Source organism: Pseudomonas fluorescens (assembly GCF_030344995.1).
In the GTDB taxonomy this organism is placed as follows: domain Bacteria; phylum Pseudomonadota; class Gammaproteobacteria; order Pseudomonadales; family Pseudomonadaceae; genus Aquipseudomonas; species Aquipseudomonas fluorescens_BF.
In genome coordinates this window covers 769,639-786,619 of record NZ_CP128260.1, presented here as the reverse complement: position 1 = coordinate 786,619, position 16,981 = coordinate 769,639, and the positions used below count along the sequence as shown (strand labels likewise).

Sequence of the window (16,981 nt, the reverse complement as noted above, 5' to 3'; positions counted from 1 at the left end):
TTCAGCCTTTATTCGCACGCCTAGACTCGGTCCATTCCAAAAAAAGGTAGGCCGCCATGTCCGAGACGCTGCTCAGTTCCCGCAATCTGGCTTTCGAGCTGTACGAAGTCCTCGATGCCGAGGGCCTGACCCGGCGCGAGCGGTTTGCCGAGCACAACCGCGAAACCTTCGACGCCGCCATCGGCACGGCGCGCAACATCGCCGAAAAGTACTTCGCACCGCACAACCGCAAGGGCGACGAAAACGAACCGCGCTACGAGAACGGTCAGGCGATTCTGATTCCCGAGGTGAAACCGGCGGTGGATGCGTTCCTCGAAGCCGGATTCCTCAACGCGGCGCGCAGTTTCGACGCCGGCGGCATGCAACTTCCTACACTGTTGTCCCAGGCCTGCTTCGCCCACTTCCAGTCGGCCAACGCGGCGTCGACCTCGTATCCGTTCCTGACCATGGGCGCGGCCAACCTGATCGAAAGCTTCGGCACCGAAGAGCAGAAGCAACGCTTCCTGCAACCGATGATCGACGGTCGCTTCTTCGGCACCATGGCCCTGACCGAGCCACATGCCGGTTCGTCGCTGTCGGATATTCGTACCCGCGCAGAGCCTGCGTCCGACGGCACTTATCGCCTCAAGGGCAACAAGATCTTCATTTCCGGCGGCGATCACCCACTCTCGGAAAACATCGTGCACATGGTGCTGGCCAAACTGCCGGACGCGCCGGCCGGGGTGAAGGGTATTTCGCTGTTCATCGTGCCCAAGTTTCTGGTCAACGATGACGGCAGCCTCGGCAAACGTAATGACGTGCTGCTGGCCGGGCTGTTCCACAAGATGGGCTGGCGCGGCACGACCTCCACGGCGCTGAACTTCGGCGATAACGGCGAGTGTGTCGGTTATCTGGTGGGCAAGCCGCATCATGGCTTGAGCTACATGTTCCAGATGATGAACGAGGCGCGAATCGGCGTCGGCATGGGCGCGGTGATGCTCGGTTACGCCGGTTACCTGTACTCGCTGGAATACGCTCGCGAACGGCCACAAGGCCGGGTGCCGGACAGCAAGGATCCGACGACGGCGCCGGTGGCGATCATTCAGCACGCCGATGTCAGACGCATGCTGCTGACGCAGAAATCCTACGTCGAAGGTGCGTTCGATCTCGGCCTGTATGCGGCGCGACTGTTTGATGACACCACCACGCTTGAGACCGAAGCCGAGCGCAAACAGGCTCACGAGCTACTGGATTTGCTGACGCCGATCGTCAAATCCTGGCCATCGGAGTTCTGCCTCAAGGCCAACGAACTGGCGATCCAGATTCTCGGCGGCCACGGTTACACCCGCGAATACCCGGTGGAGCAGTACTACCGCGACAACCGCCTGAACCCGATCCACGAAGGCACCCACGGCATTCAGTCGCTCGATTTGCTGGGGCGCAAACTGGCGCAGAACGGTGGCGCCGGGCTCAAGCAGCTTATCCGCCTGATCGCCGACACCGCCGAGCGTGCGGTGGCGTACGAATCGTTGAGCGCATTGCGTGAGCCGTTGGAGAAACTGGTGGCGCGCCTACAAACGGTGACTATTGGCCTGCTGACTGATCTGGCTCAGGGTAAGGTCAACAGCAGCCTGGCGAACTCGGCGCTGTACCTGAAAGTGTTCGGGCACGCGGTGATTGGCTGGCGCTGGCTGGAACAGGCGATTCGGGCGGAGGAAGGGTTGGCCAAGGGGAATGTGGCGGATGTCGACTTCTATAAAGGCAAGTTGCAGGCGGCGCGGTATTTCCTGACGTGGGAAGTGCCGGGGTGTCAGCATGAGCTGGCGTTGCTGGAGGCGCGGGATGACACGTGTCTGGGGATGCAGGATGCGTGGTTCTGATCGTTGACCCAGTGAGCCCCGGCCCTCACCCCAGCCCTCCCGAAACGTCGGACCGCCCAAAGGGAGAGGGGGCCGACCGAGTTGTCTTGCGCTATACATCGACCGGAACGACCGAGTCGATTATGGATTCAAAGCCGATCTTTCAAGTCGGTAAACCTCTTCAATATTCCCCAATCGGTCCCCTCTCCCTTTGGGCGGTCCGACGTTTCGGGAGGGCTAGGGTGAGGGGCTCTTTGGCTCTTGGCACTCAACTCAACTCAACTTGAACCCACCCATCTGCCGCGCCAGATCATCCGCCAACCGCTGCAGCATCTGACAATCCTCTCGACAGGCCCGAACCTCCCCCGCCGTCGCCCGGGCCAGATCGGAAATCCCCTGCACATTGCGATTGATCTCCTCAGTCACAGCTGACTGTTCCTCAGTCGCCGTCGCCACCTGATGGTTCATGTCGCTGATGCGCTCGACCTGCCCGGTGATCGCGGTCAAAGAAGCCCCGGTACGCTGGCTCGATTCAACCCCGGTGCCAGTCGCAGCCTGCCCGGTGCGCATCGATGAAACCGCATTCTCCGCCCCCTGCTTGAGGCTGCCGATCATCTGCTGAATCTCGTCGGTAGACGCCTGAGTCCGACGCGCCAGGGTGCGCACCTCATCCGCCACCACCGCAAAACCGCGCCCCATATCGCCGGCTCGAGCAGCTTCGATGGCAGCGTTCAACGCCAACAGATTGGTCTGCTCGGACACACCGCGAATCACCGCCAGCACCTGATCGATCGACGCCACTTGATGCGCGAGCTCACCCACCGCCCCCGCCGCGACGCCGATTTCGTCGGACATGCTTTCTATATGGCGAATCGAACCACCGACCACTTCGCGCGCCTGCATCGCTTCATCTCGCGCAGTTTGCGAGGCAAGTGCGGCGTTGCCGGCGTTCTGCGCGATTTCCTGCACGGTCAGGCCCATTTCGTGGACGGCGGTGGCGACCATGTCAGTCATTTCCTGCTGACGACCGGAACGCTCGGCGGTGTTATCCACAACCCTGGCCACTTGGCCGACGGCAACACGCAGACGCTCGCTGGTGGTCAGCACTTCGCCGATCATTCCGCGCTGGCTGTCGAGGAAACGGTTGAAGCCCCGGGCGAGGTCGCCCAGTTCATCGGCGCGGCTGGAATCTAACCGATGGGTCAAATCTCCACCACCGCTACCGATTGCTACCAGCGCAGCTGTTACCTGACGAATCGGTCGCACCAATCCCTGAGCCAGCCAGATCACCAGCGCCAGGCAAACCAGCGCCACCGCCAGACCGATGCCGCTGCTCATCCACATCGCCCGGCGGGCTTCGGCGTAGATCTGCGACTGTGGCACTTCGGCCACCAGGGTCCAGCCGAGGTCGCGCAAAGGCAGGCTGAAGGCGAGGAAGTCTTCGCCATCGCGCTGGAAGCTGCTGTTGGTCGCCACTTTGTGGCCCATGACCGCTTGCGCCGCGTTGGCGCCGATCTGCTCCGTAAGCGTGCGCTTGCCGCTGAACTGTGCCTCTGGATGGACCTGGATCAGACCATCGGAACGCACGAGATAGACCTTCCCGCGCTCGCCGAAGCTGAAGTTGTGAATCAGCTCCGACAGCTCTTTCATGCTCAGCCCGAGTCCCGCGACACCGACCACTTTGCCGGCCTGCTCTACCTTCAAATCGATGAACAGCGCCAGCTCTCCGGTGGCCCCGTCGTTGTCGATGTTCAGGGTTCGTGGCTGGTTACTGTCGAGGAAAGAGTAAAACCACGCATCGGCCGGTTTATCACGACTGAGGGTGCGATCCAGGCCTTTTTCGGTGATGTAGTGATTGGATTCGGTGCCGATGATCAGCGCGGTAAACGCCTTGTGTTCGGCGCGGATGCCTTCCAGATACTGCGCGAAGCCCGCCGTTTTGCCGGAGTCTTCACCGTTGGCCAGCCAGTCGCGGACCATGGTGTTGCTGGCAATGTCTTTGGCGGCGGTGAGGGGTTGAACGAGGATTCGTTCGATGTCGTTGCGCGTCGCTTCGATGCTCGACGGCAGCGCCTGTTCGACCAGATAGCTCTGGGCGAGGCGGTTGACCACCAGGGTATAAATGCCAACCACGATCAGAATGCTGACCAGCAGAGCGGTGCCCATGCCGAGGATCAGCTGCCATTGAATACTGCGACGCCAGAACTGCATGGAGCACCCCCAAAGAATAAGAGGCTGAAACACTGCAACAGCCGTGCCGATTGTATACAACGCAATCGACAATCTTATTCTTTGGTTGTGCGCAACCCCATCAACCCTGATTGATGGTCTTGGCGATGGTCTCGACCGTGGCGCTGACTTGCTCTTGGTAACGCTCGAGTTCTTCCTGATGCTGCTTCTTCATTTCAATCTGCTGCGAGCACAGATTCATCGCCGCCAGCACCAGCAGGCGGTCACCGATCAGGGTCGGGTATTTGCGCTTGGTGTCGGCCAGTGCGGCCTTGAGCATCAATGCGGCGTCCAGCAGGGTCTGTTCTTCCCCGGCCGGTGCCTTGATCGAATAGTCCTCCCCCATGATGGAGATGACTTTTACCCCTGCTGTGCCGTGGTTCATGCGCTGACAGGACCGGCGTTGACGCGATCAACCAGGGCCTGGATGCGCGCGGCGGTGGCGCCGTGCTTTTCTTCCTGTTCCATCAGGCTCAGTTGCAGGCTTTCGTTTTCATCCTTGGCCTGGGCCAGTTCCGTGGACAGGGTCTGGTTGGTTTCCGACAGGCTCTGGTTCTGTTGCACCAGGTCGCTGACGAGCTGTTCCAATTGGCTGAGGGATGCTTCCAACATTTTGATATTCCAGGCGTTTTTCAAAGGGCGCGTACGATAAAGAAAAGTCGTCGTGGATGCCAGGATTAAACCGGCACAAGGCCTTGATTTTCCTGGCGGCTCGACCGTTCTTGCGAGTCCTAGAGACTGTGATCTGCCGATCTGGTTCCTGCACTTCGTCGATTGCGCGCGGATGCGACAAATACGCACATGGACTAAAGAGTTCATTCGCTCGACCGATAAGTCACCCAACAGCAGTCTCAGCCCGCATGGATGCGGCCCTTCCTCGGTATCCCTCCATGTCCCTTCGCAATATGAATATCGCCCCCCGGGCGTTCACCGGTTTTGCCCTGATCGGCGGCTTGATGCTGATTCTCGGTGTATTCGCCCTGAATCAGATGAGCAAGATCCGCGCAGCGGGTGAAGATATCGCCAGCGCCAGCGTGCCTTCGATCAAGTCGCTGGATGAGTTCACCCAGCTGACGCTGCGCCTGCGCGTTCTTTCGTATCGCTTGCTGCTCAACCGCGAGCCGGACGTGCAACAGAAAACCATCGAGCTGTTCGACATGCGCAACAAGCAGATCGCCGATGCGCAACGGGTCTATGAGCCGCTGATCGACGGCCCGCAAGAGCGTGCCGCGTACGACCAGTATGTGCAATTGCTGGCGCAGTACCGTCAACTCGAAGACAGGATGAAAATGCTGTCGCGCAACAACCAGGTCGACGAGTTGCGGCAAATGCTCAACACCGACTTGCTGGCCAATTCGGAGGCGGTGAACACCGCGCTGGCCCGCCTGCTGGAAATCAATACCCAACAGATCGCCGAGACCGACCAAGGCGCAGCCAACCAGTATTCGATGTCGTTCACCCTGGTGGTGACATTGCTGGTGATTGCCACTGGCCTGACTTTCCTGTTCGCCTGGTTGCTGACCGTCAGCATCACCAAGCCGATTGCCAAGGCACTGGATGCGGCGGAAACCATCGCCGAAGGCAACCTGACCCAGCCGATCCACGTTGACGGCACCGACGAAGCCGGACGCCTGCTGGCGGCCATGGCCAAGATGCAATCGAAGCTGCGCGACACCCTGCAGCGGATTTCCGGCTCGGCTACGCAACTGGCGTCCGCCGCCGAAGAGCTGAACAGCGTCACCGACGAAAGCGCCCGTGGCCTGACCCAGCAGAACAACGAAATCGAACAGGCCGCCACCGCAGTCAACGAGATGACCAGCGCGGTTGAAGAAGTTGCACGCAACGCCGTCAGCACGTCCGAAGCTTCGAAGAACGCCACCACCTCTGCTGGCGACGGCCGCGATCTGGTGCAGGAAACCGTCAGCGCCATCGAACGCATGAGCGCCGACGTGCAGAGCACCGCGACCCTGATCGGTGATCTGGCCAACGAATCCCGTGACATCGGCAAGGTGCTGGACGTGATCCGTGGCCTGGCTGACCAGACCAACCTGCTGGCGCTCAACGCTGCGATTGAAGCAGCCCGTGCCGGTGAAGCCGGTCGTGGTTTTGCTGTGGTGGCCGATGAAGTCCGTGCCCTGGCGCACCGCACCCAGCAGTCGACCAGCGAAATCGAACGCATGATCGGCAGCATTCAGAGCGGCACCGAACACGCCGTGGATTCGATGCGCAACAGCACCGAGCGCGCCGAGTCGACCCTGAACATCGCCCGTGGCGCCGGCCTGTCGCTGGACACCATCAACACCGCCATCGTCGAAATCAACGAGCGCAACCTGGTGATCGCCAGCGCCGCCGAAGAGCAAGCGCAGGTGGCGCGGGAAGTGGATCGCAACCTGGTGAACATCCGCGATCTGTCGGTGCAATCGGCGACTGGCGCGAATCAGACCAGTGCGGCGAGCAACGAACTGTCGCGCCTGGCGCTGGATCTGAACAATATGGTTGGGCGGTTTAGCCTTTGATTTTTTAGATCAAGATCAAAAGCTACCCCTTCACCCCAGCCCTCTCCCCCTAAAGGGGGCGAGGGGGAAAGGGAGCAGATCGGGGACTTTTCAGATCCTGAGTTCGACTCGCTATTTCAGGTCGATATAACTCGAGAGAACCACTCGGTCAGTCCCCTCTCCCTCCGGGAGAGGGTTAGGGTGAGGGCAGCGGTCTCAAGCCAGGCACAACCTCTAACGACTCCGCCGCAAAAACCTTTTTGACAGCATCACATTTCAACAGGTTAGAATCGCTGGCACGCAGACTGCATGGTCAGTTTGTGCCCGTCTTTCCGCTTCTGGAGTACTGCCTTTGAATGCGACGACCATCAACAGCCTGTTCTTGATCGGCGCGTTGCTGGTAGGCGCAAGCATTCTTGTCAGCTCCCTTTCTTCCCGTCTCGGCATCCCGATTCTGGTGATCATCCTCGCGGTCGGCATGACTGCCGGGGTCGATGGCGGCGGCATCATTTTCGATAACTACCCGACGGCCTATCTGGTCGGCAACCTCGCACTGGCAGTGATCCTGCTCGACGGCGGCTTGCGTACCCGGGTGTCCAGTTTCCGCGTGGCCCTGTGGCCGGCCTTGTCACTTGCGACGGTCGGGGTGCTCATCACCACCGGTCTCACCGGCATGGCTGCCGCGTGGCTGTTCGACCTCAACCTGATCCAGGGCCTGCTGATCGGCGCCATCGTCGGTTCCACGGACGCCGCGGCGGTGTTTTCGCTGCTCGGCGGCAAGGGTCTGAACGAACGGGTGACCGCCAGCCTGGAAATCGAATCCGGCAGCAACGACCCGATGGCGGTGTTCCTCACCGTGACCCTGATCGACATGCTCGCCAGCGGCCAGACCGGCCTGCACTGGAGCCTGCTGACCCACTTGATCCGCGAGTTCGGCATCGGTGGCGTGATCGGTCTGGGCGGTGGCTGGCTGATGCTGCAGTTGGTCAACCGGATCAATCTGGCCGCCGGCCTGTATCCGATTCTGGTGATCGCCGGCGGTCTGGTGGTGTTTGCCCTGACCAACGCCCTGCACGGCAGCGGTTTCCTCGCCGTGTACCTGTGCGGTCTGGTGATCGGCAACCGGCCGGTGCGCAGCCGCCACGGCATCCTGCACATGCTCGACGGCATGGCGTGGCTGGCGCAGATCGGCATGTTCCTGGTGCTGGGGCTGCTGGTCACTCCGCACGATCTGCTGCCGATCGCCTTGCCTGCGCTGGGCCTGGCGCTGTGGATGATCCTGTTCGCACGGCCGCTGTCGGTAGTGGTCGGGCTGCTGCCGTTCAAGGCCTTCCATGGCCGCGAGAAAGCGTTCATTTCCTGGGTCGGTCTGCGTGGCGCGGTACCGATCATTCTGGCGGTGTTCCCGCTGATGGCCGGGCTGCCGAATGCGCAGCTGTACTTCAACCTCGCTTTCTTCATCGTGCTGGTGTCGCTGCTGGTGCAGGGCACGAGCCTGCCGTGGGTGGCGAAGCTGCTCAAGGTGACGGTACCGCCGGAGCCGGCGCCGATTTCCCGCGCCGCCCTCGAAGTGCACGTCACCAGCGAGTGGGAGTTGTTCGTCTACAAGCTCGGCGCGGAAAAATGGTGCATCGGTTCACCCCTGCGCGAACTGAAAATGCCCGAAGGCACCCGTATCGCCGCCCTGTTTCGCGGTCAGCAACTGCTCCATCCGTCGGGTAGTACGGTGCTGGAAGTCGATGATTTGCTGTGTGTTATCGGCCATGAACACAACCTTCCGGCCCTCGGAAAACTGTTCAGCCAGGCGCCGCAACGGGGCCTCGATCTGCGCTTCTTCGGCGACTTCGTACTCGAAGGAGACGCCCAGCTCAAAGCGGTTGCCGCCCTGTACGGCCTGCCCGCCGACGGCATCGATCCGGACATGACCCTGGGCCACTTCATTGCCCAGAAAGTCGGCGGTGCACCGATCGTTGGCGACCAGGTGGAATGGAACAACACCCACTGGACGGTTGCGGTCATGGACGGGAACAAGATCGGCAAAGTGGGCGTCAGATTCCCCGAAGGAAGTCGCCCGGGCCCCGGGCTCTTCCTCTAAACTGCGTCCACTCCAACTTGCTTGACCGGTCTCTATGCCTACCCTGCGCTCCTTTTTCGTCGCGGCCCTGCTGGGCCTGACTCTTACTGTCGGCCCGCTGCAAGCCGCCGAACCGCCGTCCAGCGAAGCCGTGCAGGCCAGTCTGGACAAAATCGCCGACAGCAAACTGCCCGACGCCGATAAAAAGACCCTGCAAACGGTCCTGCAAAACACGCTGAACCAGCTCAATAACCGGCGTGACTACGAGCAGAAGCTGATCGACCTCAAGCAGCAGTTGGCCACTGCGCCGAAGCAGACCATCGAGAACGCCCGCGAACTGACCCGCCTCAAGGCCAGCGCCGTGGTGCCGGTGGCGCAACGCTTCCCCAAAGAGAACATCCAGCAGCTGGAGCAGATGCTCACCGAGCGCTCGACCCAGCAAAGCGATCTGCAAAAGGCCCTGGCCGAAGCCAACAGCCTGATCATCACCGCCCAGACCCGCCCCGAGCGCGCCCAGGCCGAGATTTCCAGCAGCCAGACGCGTATCCAGCAGATCAACAACATCCTCAAGACCGGCAAGGACGGCGGCAAGACCCTGAGCGCCGAGCAACGCGACCAGCTCAATGCCGAACTGGCCGCCCTGAACGCGCTGATCCCGCTGCGTCGTCAGGAACTGGCCGGCAACAACCAGTTGCAGGATCTGGGCAACAGTCAGCATGACCTGCTCTCGGAGAAATCCGACCGTCTGGACCGCGAGATTCAGGAACTGCAAACCCTGATCAACCAGAAGCGTCTGGCTCTTTCTCAGGAGACCGTGACCCAGCAATCGATCGAGGCGCAGAAGTCCGGCGGCAGCACCCTGCTCGCCACCGAAAGCGCGGCCAACCTCAAGCTCTCCGACTACCTGCTCAAGAGCACCGACCGTCTCAACGAAGTCACCCAGCAGAACCTGCAGACCAAACAGCAACTGGACAGCGTGACCCAAAGCGACTCGGCCCTCGACGAGCAGATCAACGTACTCAAGGGCAGCCTGCTGCTGTCGAAGATTCTCTATAAACAGAAACAGGCCCTGCCGCGTCTCAAGGTCGATCGCGATCTGGCGGACCAGATCGCCGACATCCGCCTGTATCAGTTCGAAGTCAGCCAGCAACGTGAACTGCTGAGCAACCCGACGGCTTACGTCGACAATCTGCTGTCCACTCAGCCGCCGGAGCAGGTCACGCCGCAACTGCGCAAGAGCCTGCTGGAACTGGCCAACACCCGCGCCGATTTGCTGGAGCGTCTGAACCGCGAACTGAGCGCAATGCTCAACGAGTCGATCACCCTGCAACTGAACCAGAAACAACTGCTGAGCACCGCGCAAAGCCTGCGCGCGACGCTCGACGAGCAGATGTTCTGGATCCCGAGCAACAAGCCGCTGGACACCGAATGGATGCGCGGCGTGCCGGAACGCCTCAAGCGTCAGATCGACACTTTGCCGCTGGCCTCAAGCTTCAGCGAGCTGACCGACGGCCTAACCCAGCGACCGCTGTTGTTCCTGCCGCTGGCGCTGCTGATCGGCGCGCTGCTGTGGCGCCGCAAGCAGTTGTATTCGCGCCTGAACAAGGTTCACCAGGACATCGGTCACTTCAAGCGTGACAGTCAGTGGCACACGCCGCAGGCGATCCTGATCAATATTTTGCTGGCGATGCCGGTGGCGCTGGGCCTGGCCCTGTGCGGGCTGGCGTTGCAGATCGACGCTCGCGGGCAGAACGCCAACATGGGCGCGGCGCTGCTGCAAATGGCCCAGGCGTGGCTGGTGTTCTACACCGCTTACCGGATCCTCGCGCCGGGCGGCGTGGCCGAATTGCACTTCCGCTGGGAAAAGCCGCAGGTCGAATTCCTGCAAGGCTGGGTGCGTCGCCTGGGACTGGTGGTCATGGCGCTGGTGGCCGTGGTGGCGGTCGCCGAGCTGCAACCGGCGGCGCTGGCCGACGATGTCATCGGCATGCCGGTGGTGCTGACTTGCTACGCGCTGATGGCATGGCTGCTCAGCCGCCTGCTGATCAGCAGCCCGACCCACGAAAACGCCTCGCTGTTCCGCAAGGCCGTGGGCGTGATGTTCACCCTGCTGCCCATCGCGCTGTTCGTCGCCGTGTGCTTCGGCTACTACTACACCGCGCTGAAGCTCAGTGACCGCTTGATCAACACGCTGTATCTGCTGATGTTCTGGCTGGTGATCGAAGCCACCTTCGTCCGTGGCCTCGCGGTTGCGGCACGCCGTCTGGCTTACCAGCGCGCCCTGGCCAAACGTCAGGCCGCGAAAGAGGCCGGCGACGGCGAAGCGGTGATCGAAGAGCCGACCCTGGACATCGAAAAGGTCAACGAACAGTCCCTGCGCCTGATCCGTCTGGCGCTGCTCGGCGGTTTCATCGCCGCGCTGTATTGGGTCTGGGCTGACCTGATCACGGTGTTCTCGTACCTCGACAACATCACTCTCTACGAATACACCAGCGGCACCGGCGCCAACATGAGCATGGTGCCGATCAGCATCGGCGACATGCTCGGCGCGCTGATCATCATCGGCATCACCTTTGCGCTCGCCCGCAACTTGCCGGGCCTGCTTGAAGTGTTTGTGCTATCGAAACTCAATCTGGCCCAGGGCAGTGCCTACGCGACGACCACGCTGCTGTCCTACGTGATCGCCGGGGTCGGTTTCGTCTCGACCCTGTCGACCCTCGGCGTGAGCTGGGACAAATTGCAATGGCTGGTGGCGGCGCTGTCGGTGGGTCTCGGTTTCGGCATGCAGGAGATTTTCGCGAACTTCATCTCCGGCATCATGATCCTGTTCGAACGCCCGGTGCGGATCGGCGACACCATCACGATCGGTAATCTGTCGGGCACGGTGAGCAAGATCCGCATCCGCGCCACAACCATCACCGACTTCGACCGCAAGGACATCATTGTCCCGAACAAGACGTTCATCACCGGGCAACTGATCAACTGGTCGCTGACCGACACCATCACCCGGGTGACCCTGAAACTGGGCGTCGATTACGGTTCGGATCTGGATCTGGTCAAGGAACTGCTGCTCAAGGCCGCCCGGGAAAACCCGCGCGTACTCAAGGAACCCGAGCCGCACGTGTACTTCCTCAACTTCGGCGAAAGCACCCTCGACCACGAACTGCGCATGCATGTGCGTGACCTCGGCGACCGCAACCCGGTACTCGATGAGGTCAACCGCTTCATCAACCGCGAGTTCAAGAAGCAGCACATCAACATCTCGTTCCGCCAGATGGAGGTTTACCTGAAGAACCTCCACGGTCAGGAATACAAGATGGTGCCGATCGAGCCGGAAACCAAAACCATCGTGCCGGTCAGCGACGACCAGAAACCGTTGCAGGAGCCGCCGCCGGCCAAACTCGACTAACCCGGCCATTCCCAGCAGAATGCTCGGACATTCTGCTGGAGCCGGCCCTTGAAAGCCCTCGACGAACTGACCTTCGACAACCGCTTCGCCCGTCTGGGCGATGCGTTCTCGGCCCATGTGCTGCCCGAACCGATCGACAATCCGCGACTGGTGGTGGCCAGCCCTGCGGCCCTGGCGCTGCTGGATCTCGACCCGGCGGTGGCCGACTCCCAGGAATTTGCCGAACTGTTCGGCGGCCACAAGCTGTGGGCTGATGCCGAGCCGCGGGCGATGGTCTATTCCGGGCATCAGTTCGGCGGTTACACCCCGCAACTGGGCGACGGTCGCGGGTTGTTGCTGGGCGAGGTGTACAACGCGGCCGGCGAGCACTGGGACTTGCATCTGAAGGGCGCCGGGCAGACACCGTTTTCGCGCATGGGCGATGGTCGCGCGGTGCTGCGTTCGTCGATCCGCGAGTTTCTCGCGTCCGAAGCACTGCATGCGCTGAACATCCCGTCTTCCCGCGCCGCGTGTGTAATCGGCTCCGACACCCCGGTCTGGCGTGAGAAACAGGAACGCGCTGCGATGGTGCTGCGCCTGGCGCCGAGCCACATCCGTTTCGGCCATTTCGAATATTTCTATTACACCAAGCGTCCCGACCAGCAGAAGCAGCTCGGCGAACACGTATTGGCGATGCACTACCCCGAATGTCTGGAACAGCCAGAACCCTATCTGGCGATGTTCCGCGAGATCGTCGAGCGCAACGCCGAACTGATCGCCAAATGGCAGGCCTACGGCTTCTGCCACGGGGTGATGAACACCGACAACATGTCGATCCTCGGCATCACCTTCGACTTCGGCCCGTTCGCCTTCCTCGACGATTTCGACGCGAACTTCATCTGCAACCACTCCGACGATCAGGGCCGCTACTCCTTCAGCAATCAGGTACCGGTCGGCCAATGGAACCTCAGCGCCCTGGCCCAGGCCCTGACGCCGTTCATCAGCGTCGAAGCCCTGCGCGAAACCCTCGGCCTGTATCTGCCGCTATTCCAGGCGCATTACCTCGACCTGATGCGCCGCCGCTTCGGCTTCACCACCGCCGAGGACGACGACCAGCAACTGCTGGAACAACTGCTGCAACTGATGCAGAACAGCGGCGTCGACTACACGCTGTTCTTCCGGCGCCTGGGCGAAGAGTCAGCCGAACAGGCTGTCGCCCGGCTGCGCGATGATTTCGTCGATATCAAGGGTTTCGATGCGTGGGGCGAGCGCTATGTCGCCCGTGTCGCACGCGATGGCGCGACCGATCAGGAACAGCGCCGCGCGCGGATGCATGCGGTGAATCCGCTGTACATCCTGCGCAATTACCTGGCGCAGAAGGCAATCGATGCTGCCGAGCAGGGTGACTATTCAGAAGTGCGCCGGCTTTATGCGGTGCTGAGCAATCCATACGAGGAACAGCCTGGAATGGAGAGCTATGCGGAACGGCCGCCGGAGTGGGGCAAGCATTTGGAGATCAGTTGTTCGTCGTAAGCGGGAACGACTGAACCTTGATAATCGATCCGTACGGCTCCAGATCAGTCGTACGATCCCGTTTTATTCACCGAGCCGATCATGACCGACCCACTCCTCATCCCCTGCCCTTCCTGCAACGGCCTCAACCGCATCCCCGCCGAGCGCCTCAACGACCACCCGAAGTGCGGGCGCTGCAAGTCCGAGGTGTTGTTGAACAAGCCGTTCGAACTCAAGCAAGGCGATTACGCCAGTCAGATCAAGGGTGATCTGCCGTTGCTGGTGGACGTGTGGGCGGACTGGTGCGGGCCGTGCAAGTCGTTTGCGCCGGTGTTCGAGCAGGCGGCTGCGCAGTTGGCGGGCAAATGCCGGCTGGCCAAGCTGGACAGCGAGGCCAATCAGCAGTTGTCGGCGCAGTTGGGGATTCGTTCGATTCCGAGCCTGATTCTGTTGCGCAACGGCCGGGAAGTGGCCCGTCAGAGCGGGGCCTTCCCGTTGCCGCAGTTGATGGCCTGGCTGCGCAGCCAGGGCATCTGACAAGGCTTCAGGCGTCTTCGAGCAGGTTGTGCAGTTCGACGAATTGCTGCGTCAGCTTGTGCCGTGGGTCGAGGTGGATCAGCGGCATGCTGGCCTGATGCGACTCGCGCATGCGCACTGAACTGGCGAGGTAGACCGGCAATACCGGCAGGCCCTCGGCGATCAGTTCGTCGAGGATCTGCTGCGGCAGGCTGGCCCGGGCCTGGAACTGGTTGACCACAATGCCTTCGACTTCCAGGCCTTCGTTGTGGTCTTCCTTCAACTCGTCGATTTCGGCGATCAGACCGTAGAGGGCCTGACGCGAGAAGCTGTCGCAGTCAAAGGGAATCAGTACCCGATCAGCGGCAATCAGTGCCGATACCGCATAGAAATTCAGCGCCGGCGGCGTATCCAGATAGATCCGGTCGTAATCTTCCGACAACTCGTCGAGCAGCTTTCGCAGCTTGTTGATCTTGTGTTTGGCCTCAAGCTTGGGCTGCAAGTCGGCCAGTTCGGCGGTGGCGGTAATGATGTGCAAGTTGTCGAACGGCGTTTCGTAGATATCTGCCTGATTCTTTTTCGAGAAAGGCCCGGAAGACAGGGTCTGCTTGAAGAAGTCTGCAATGCCCATCGGAATGTCATTACCCGTGAGCCCGGTCAGATACTGAGTGGAATTGGCCTGGGCATCGAGGTCCACCAACAGCGTGCGATACCCCTCGCTGGCGCTCACCGCCGCCAGATTGCAGGCAATGCTGGATTTGCCCACGCCACCTTTCTGATTGAACACCACGCGCCGCATGACAAAACCTCCGTGTATCAAAGAATGACCGAGTGTAGTGGTGCCCGGTGCCGGTTCGCTACCTCGATGGACACGGACTACAGAGTCAGGCGCCAATATCCCAATGAATACGGTGCAGAAACACCCGTTGATCGCCGATTCGCCCGACAGACAGACACCCGACAATCTGGATAATGGCCAAGTGACAGTTTTCTGCTGCGTACCATTCGGTCCATTTCACTGCGCAAAATGTAACCAGCATTTGCTACACACTCGTCGCACCGGGATAATGCGCGCCACCCGGCGCCACGCGCCATGCCATTTCCGGCTAAATCAGCTCAGCGGCGACGTTGGCGAAACCGCGTCAAATCAGCCGCAGGGGCGGGATAAATGTCCGTGATCAACTTCAACATCGCCCAATGGCGCGCCTGGGCTCCCGGGCTCGACAGTGTGGAAGCCTGGCAGGCCTGGAGCCGACAACCGGTCGTGCTCGAAGGCAGCGATGCCGCACCCGATGTGTCGTTCCTGCCAGCCATGCAGCGCCGTCGTCTCAGTCGTCTCGCGCGGATGGCCTTCAGTGTCGGCTGGCCGCTGGCCGATGGTCGGGAAAATCTGCCGCTGGTGTTCGTATCACGGCATGGCGAAACCCCGCGCACCTTTGAAATCCTCAGCGATCTGGCCAACGAGCAGCCGCTGTCGCCGACCCAGTTCAGCCTGTCGGTGCACAACGCGATCATCGGCCTGTGGTCGATCATGCGCGGCGAAACCAGCGAAATGACCGCCCTCGCCGCAGCTGGCGACGGCCTCGAACACGGCATGCTCGAAGCAGCCACATTGCTGAACGAAGGCGCCCCGGCGGTGCTGCTGGTGATCACCGAGGAACAACCGCCCGAAGCCTATTCGACGTGGATCGACGACGTACCGTTTCCCTATGCGGTCGGGCTGTTGCTCACCCCCGGTACCGACTGGCGGCTGACCCTGAACAGCGCCCCCGAAGCACTGTCCAAAACGCAGTGGCCCCATGCGCTGAATCTGCTGCGAACCCTGCTCGGTCAGCAACCCCATTGCCAACATGCCTGGAAGACTCGTCTATGGACCTGGCAACGCAACCTGTAATCGGAAAAAACCGCGACGCCTATTACTGGCGTCTGCTGGCCACCGCCACCAGCTTCGCCCTGTTCGGGCTGGGTGGCCTGTGCCTGCGCCTGCTGGTATTTCCCTTGCTCGGCTGCCTGCCGGGCGATGCCAGGGTGCATCGCGAGCGGGCGCGCCAGACCGTCAGCCGGCTGTTCTGGTTTTTTGTCCGGTTCATGGCCCGCACCGGCGTGCTGACCTACGACATCCAGGGCGCCGAACGGCTCGGCCGCCCGGGGCAGATGATCATCGCCAACCACCCGTCGCTGATCGATGTGGTGTTCCTGATCGGTCTGGTGCGCCGGGCCAATTGCGTGGTGAAGAAAAGCCTGTGGGAAAACCCCTTCACCCGTGGCCCGCTGCGCAGTACCGAATACATCAGCAACGACGGCAGCATGGACATGCTCGATGCCGCCGCCAACGCGCTGCAAAGCGGTCAGACCCTGATCATTTTCCCCGAAGGCACCCGCACCCAACCGGGTCAGGCGCCGGCCTTTCATCGGGGGGCGGCGGCCATCGCATTGCGCGGTGCGAAAATCGTCACCCCGGTGGTCATCCACGTCAGTCCGACCACCCTGACCAAGGCCGAGCCCTGGTATCGCATTCCCAGTCGCCGTGTGCACTTCAGTTTTCGCGTCGGGGCCGATATAGACCCACAGACTTTCGCCGCGCAGGGCCCCGCGCCTCAGGCTTCGCGCAAGCTCAACGACTATTTGCACCAATTTTTTATCAAGGAGCTCGCCGAAGATGAGCGATCTAAACCGTGACATCAAAGAGCTGATCATCGACGCCCTGGGCCTCGAAGACATCAGCGCAGAGGACATCGGCGACGACCAGACGCTGTTCGGCGAAGGCCTGGGCCTGGATTCCGTCGACGCCCTGGAGCTCGGTCTGGCGATCCAGAAAAAGTACGGCATCAAGATCGACGCCGACGCCAAGGACACCCGCAACCATTTCACCAACGTGGCGAGCCTTGCGGCGTTCGTCACGGCAAAACAGGCAGCTTGAGACCGGACC

13 protein-coding genes and 2 pseudogenes are annotated in these 16,981 nt (G+C 61.3%); 10 read left to right on the top strand and 5 right to left on the bottom strand.

Annotation, left to right across the window (positions count from 1 at the left end; translation table 11 throughout):
- Nucleotides 1–56 precede the first annotated feature (56 nt).
- Nucleotides 57–1,859, top strand: a complete 1,803-nt coding sequence (locus tag QR290_RS03580; protein ID WP_289204348.1) for an acyl-CoA dehydrogenase — start codon at nt 57–59, stop codon at nt 1,857–1,859.
- Between the two features lie 252 nt (nt 1,860–2,111).
- On the opposite strand, the gene QR290_RS28710 is transcribed toward QR290_RS03580, so the two are convergent.
- The 4 genes and pseudogenes from QR290_RS28710 to QR290_RS03565 form a co-directional block, all read right to left on the bottom strand.
- On the bottom strand, nt 2,112–2,843 hold the full coding sequence (locus QR290_RS28710; RefSeq protein ID WP_425273009.1) for a methyl-accepting chemotaxis protein: 732 nt from the start codon (nt 2,841–2,843) through the stop codon (nt 2,112–2,114).
- 135 nt (nt 2,844–2,978) lie between these two features.
- A pseudogene (locus QR290_RS28705) lies at nt 2,979–4,004 on the bottom strand (cache domain-containing protein); the annotation flags it as partial.
- Between the two features lie 145 nt (nt 4,005–4,149).
- On the bottom strand, nt 4,150–4,452 hold the full coding sequence (locus QR290_RS03570; protein WP_007952314.1) for a cell division protein ZapA: 303 nt from the start codon (nt 4,450–4,452) through the stop codon (nt 4,150–4,152).
- The gene (locus tag QR290_RS03565; protein WP_115076295.1) at nt 4,449–4,679 is read right to left on the bottom strand and encodes a hypothetical protein; all 231 of its coding nucleotides are present in this window, start codon (nt 4,677–4,679) and stop codon (nt 4,449–4,451) included. Before QR290_RS03565 ends, QR290_RS03570 begins: the two co-directional genes overlap by 4 nt.
- A 56-nt stretch (nt 4,680–4,735) precedes the next feature.
- On the opposite strand from QR290_RS03565, the pseudogene QR290_RS28700 reads away from it, so the two are divergent.
- From QR290_RS28700 to trxC, 6 genes and pseudogenes are all read left to right on the top strand, one after another.
- Nucleotides 4,736–5,680, top strand: a pseudogene (locus QR290_RS28700) (MCP four helix bundle domain-containing protein); the annotation flags it as partial.
- Nucleotides 5,681–5,710: 30 nt separating this feature from the next.
- On the top strand, nt 5,711–6,583 hold the full coding sequence (locus tag QR290_RS28695) for a methyl-accepting chemotaxis protein (protein WP_371850982.1): 873 nt from the start codon (nt 5,711–5,713) through the stop codon (nt 6,581–6,583).
- Between the two features lie 331 nt (nt 6,584–6,914).
- Nucleotides 6,915–8,657, top strand: coding sequence for a potassium/proton antiporter (locus tag QR290_RS03555; protein WP_115076293.1), 1,743 nt, complete (start codon nt 6,915–6,917; stop codon nt 8,655–8,657).
- Nucleotides 8,658–8,691: 34 nt separating this feature from the next.
- Complete coding sequence (mscK, locus tag QR290_RS03550) at nt 8,692–12,045, top strand: mechanosensitive channel MscK (RefSeq protein ID WP_289204345.1); 3,354 nt, start codon at nt 8,692–8,694, stop codon at nt 12,043–12,045.
- A 48-nt stretch (nt 12,046–12,093) separates the two neighbouring features.
- The gene (gene selO / locus QR290_RS03545) at nt 12,094–13,557 is read left to right on the top strand and encodes a protein adenylyltransferase SelO (protein ID WP_289204344.1); all 1,464 of its coding nucleotides are present in this window, start codon (nt 12,094–12,096) and stop codon (nt 13,555–13,557) included.
- A gap of 81 nt (nt 13,558–13,638) precedes the next feature.
- Entirely contained in the window at nt 13,639–14,073 is a 435-nt protein-coding gene (gene trxC, locus QR290_RS03540; RefSeq protein ID WP_011332109.1) for a thioredoxin TrxC, read from the top strand.
- A gap of 7 nt (nt 14,074–14,080) precedes the next feature.
- On the opposite strand, the gene QR290_RS03535 is transcribed toward trxC, so the two are convergent.
- Entirely contained in the window at nt 14,081–14,851 is a 771-nt protein-coding gene (locus QR290_RS03535; protein ID WP_169428537.1) for a ParA family protein, read from the bottom strand.
- 369 nt (nt 14,852–15,220) lie between these two features.
- Here QR290_RS03535 and QR290_RS03530 point away from each other — a divergent pair, with 369 nt between their 5' ends.
- From QR290_RS03530 to QR290_RS03520, 3 genes are read left to right on the top strand one after another with little or no spacing between them, the layout of a single operon-like run.
- A complete protein-coding gene (locus tag QR290_RS03530; RefSeq protein WP_115076289.1) occupies nt 15,221–15,946 on the top strand; it encodes a beta-ketoacyl synthase chain length factor in 726 nt (241 codons plus the stop codon).
- A complete protein-coding gene (locus QR290_RS03525; RefSeq protein ID WP_289204343.1) occupies nt 15,922–16,731 on the top strand; it encodes a lysophospholipid acyltransferase family protein in 810 nt (269 codons plus the stop codon). Before QR290_RS03530 ends, QR290_RS03525 begins: the two co-directional genes overlap by 25 nt.
- Nucleotides 16,712–16,972 (top strand): phosphopantetheine-binding protein, encoded by a 261-nt coding sequence (locus QR290_RS03520; protein ID WP_085701087.1) that lies wholly within the window; start codon nt 16,712–16,714, stop codon nt 16,970–16,972. Before QR290_RS03525 ends, QR290_RS03520 begins: the two co-directional genes overlap by 20 nt.
- Nucleotides 16,973–16,981 lie beyond the last annotated feature (9 nt).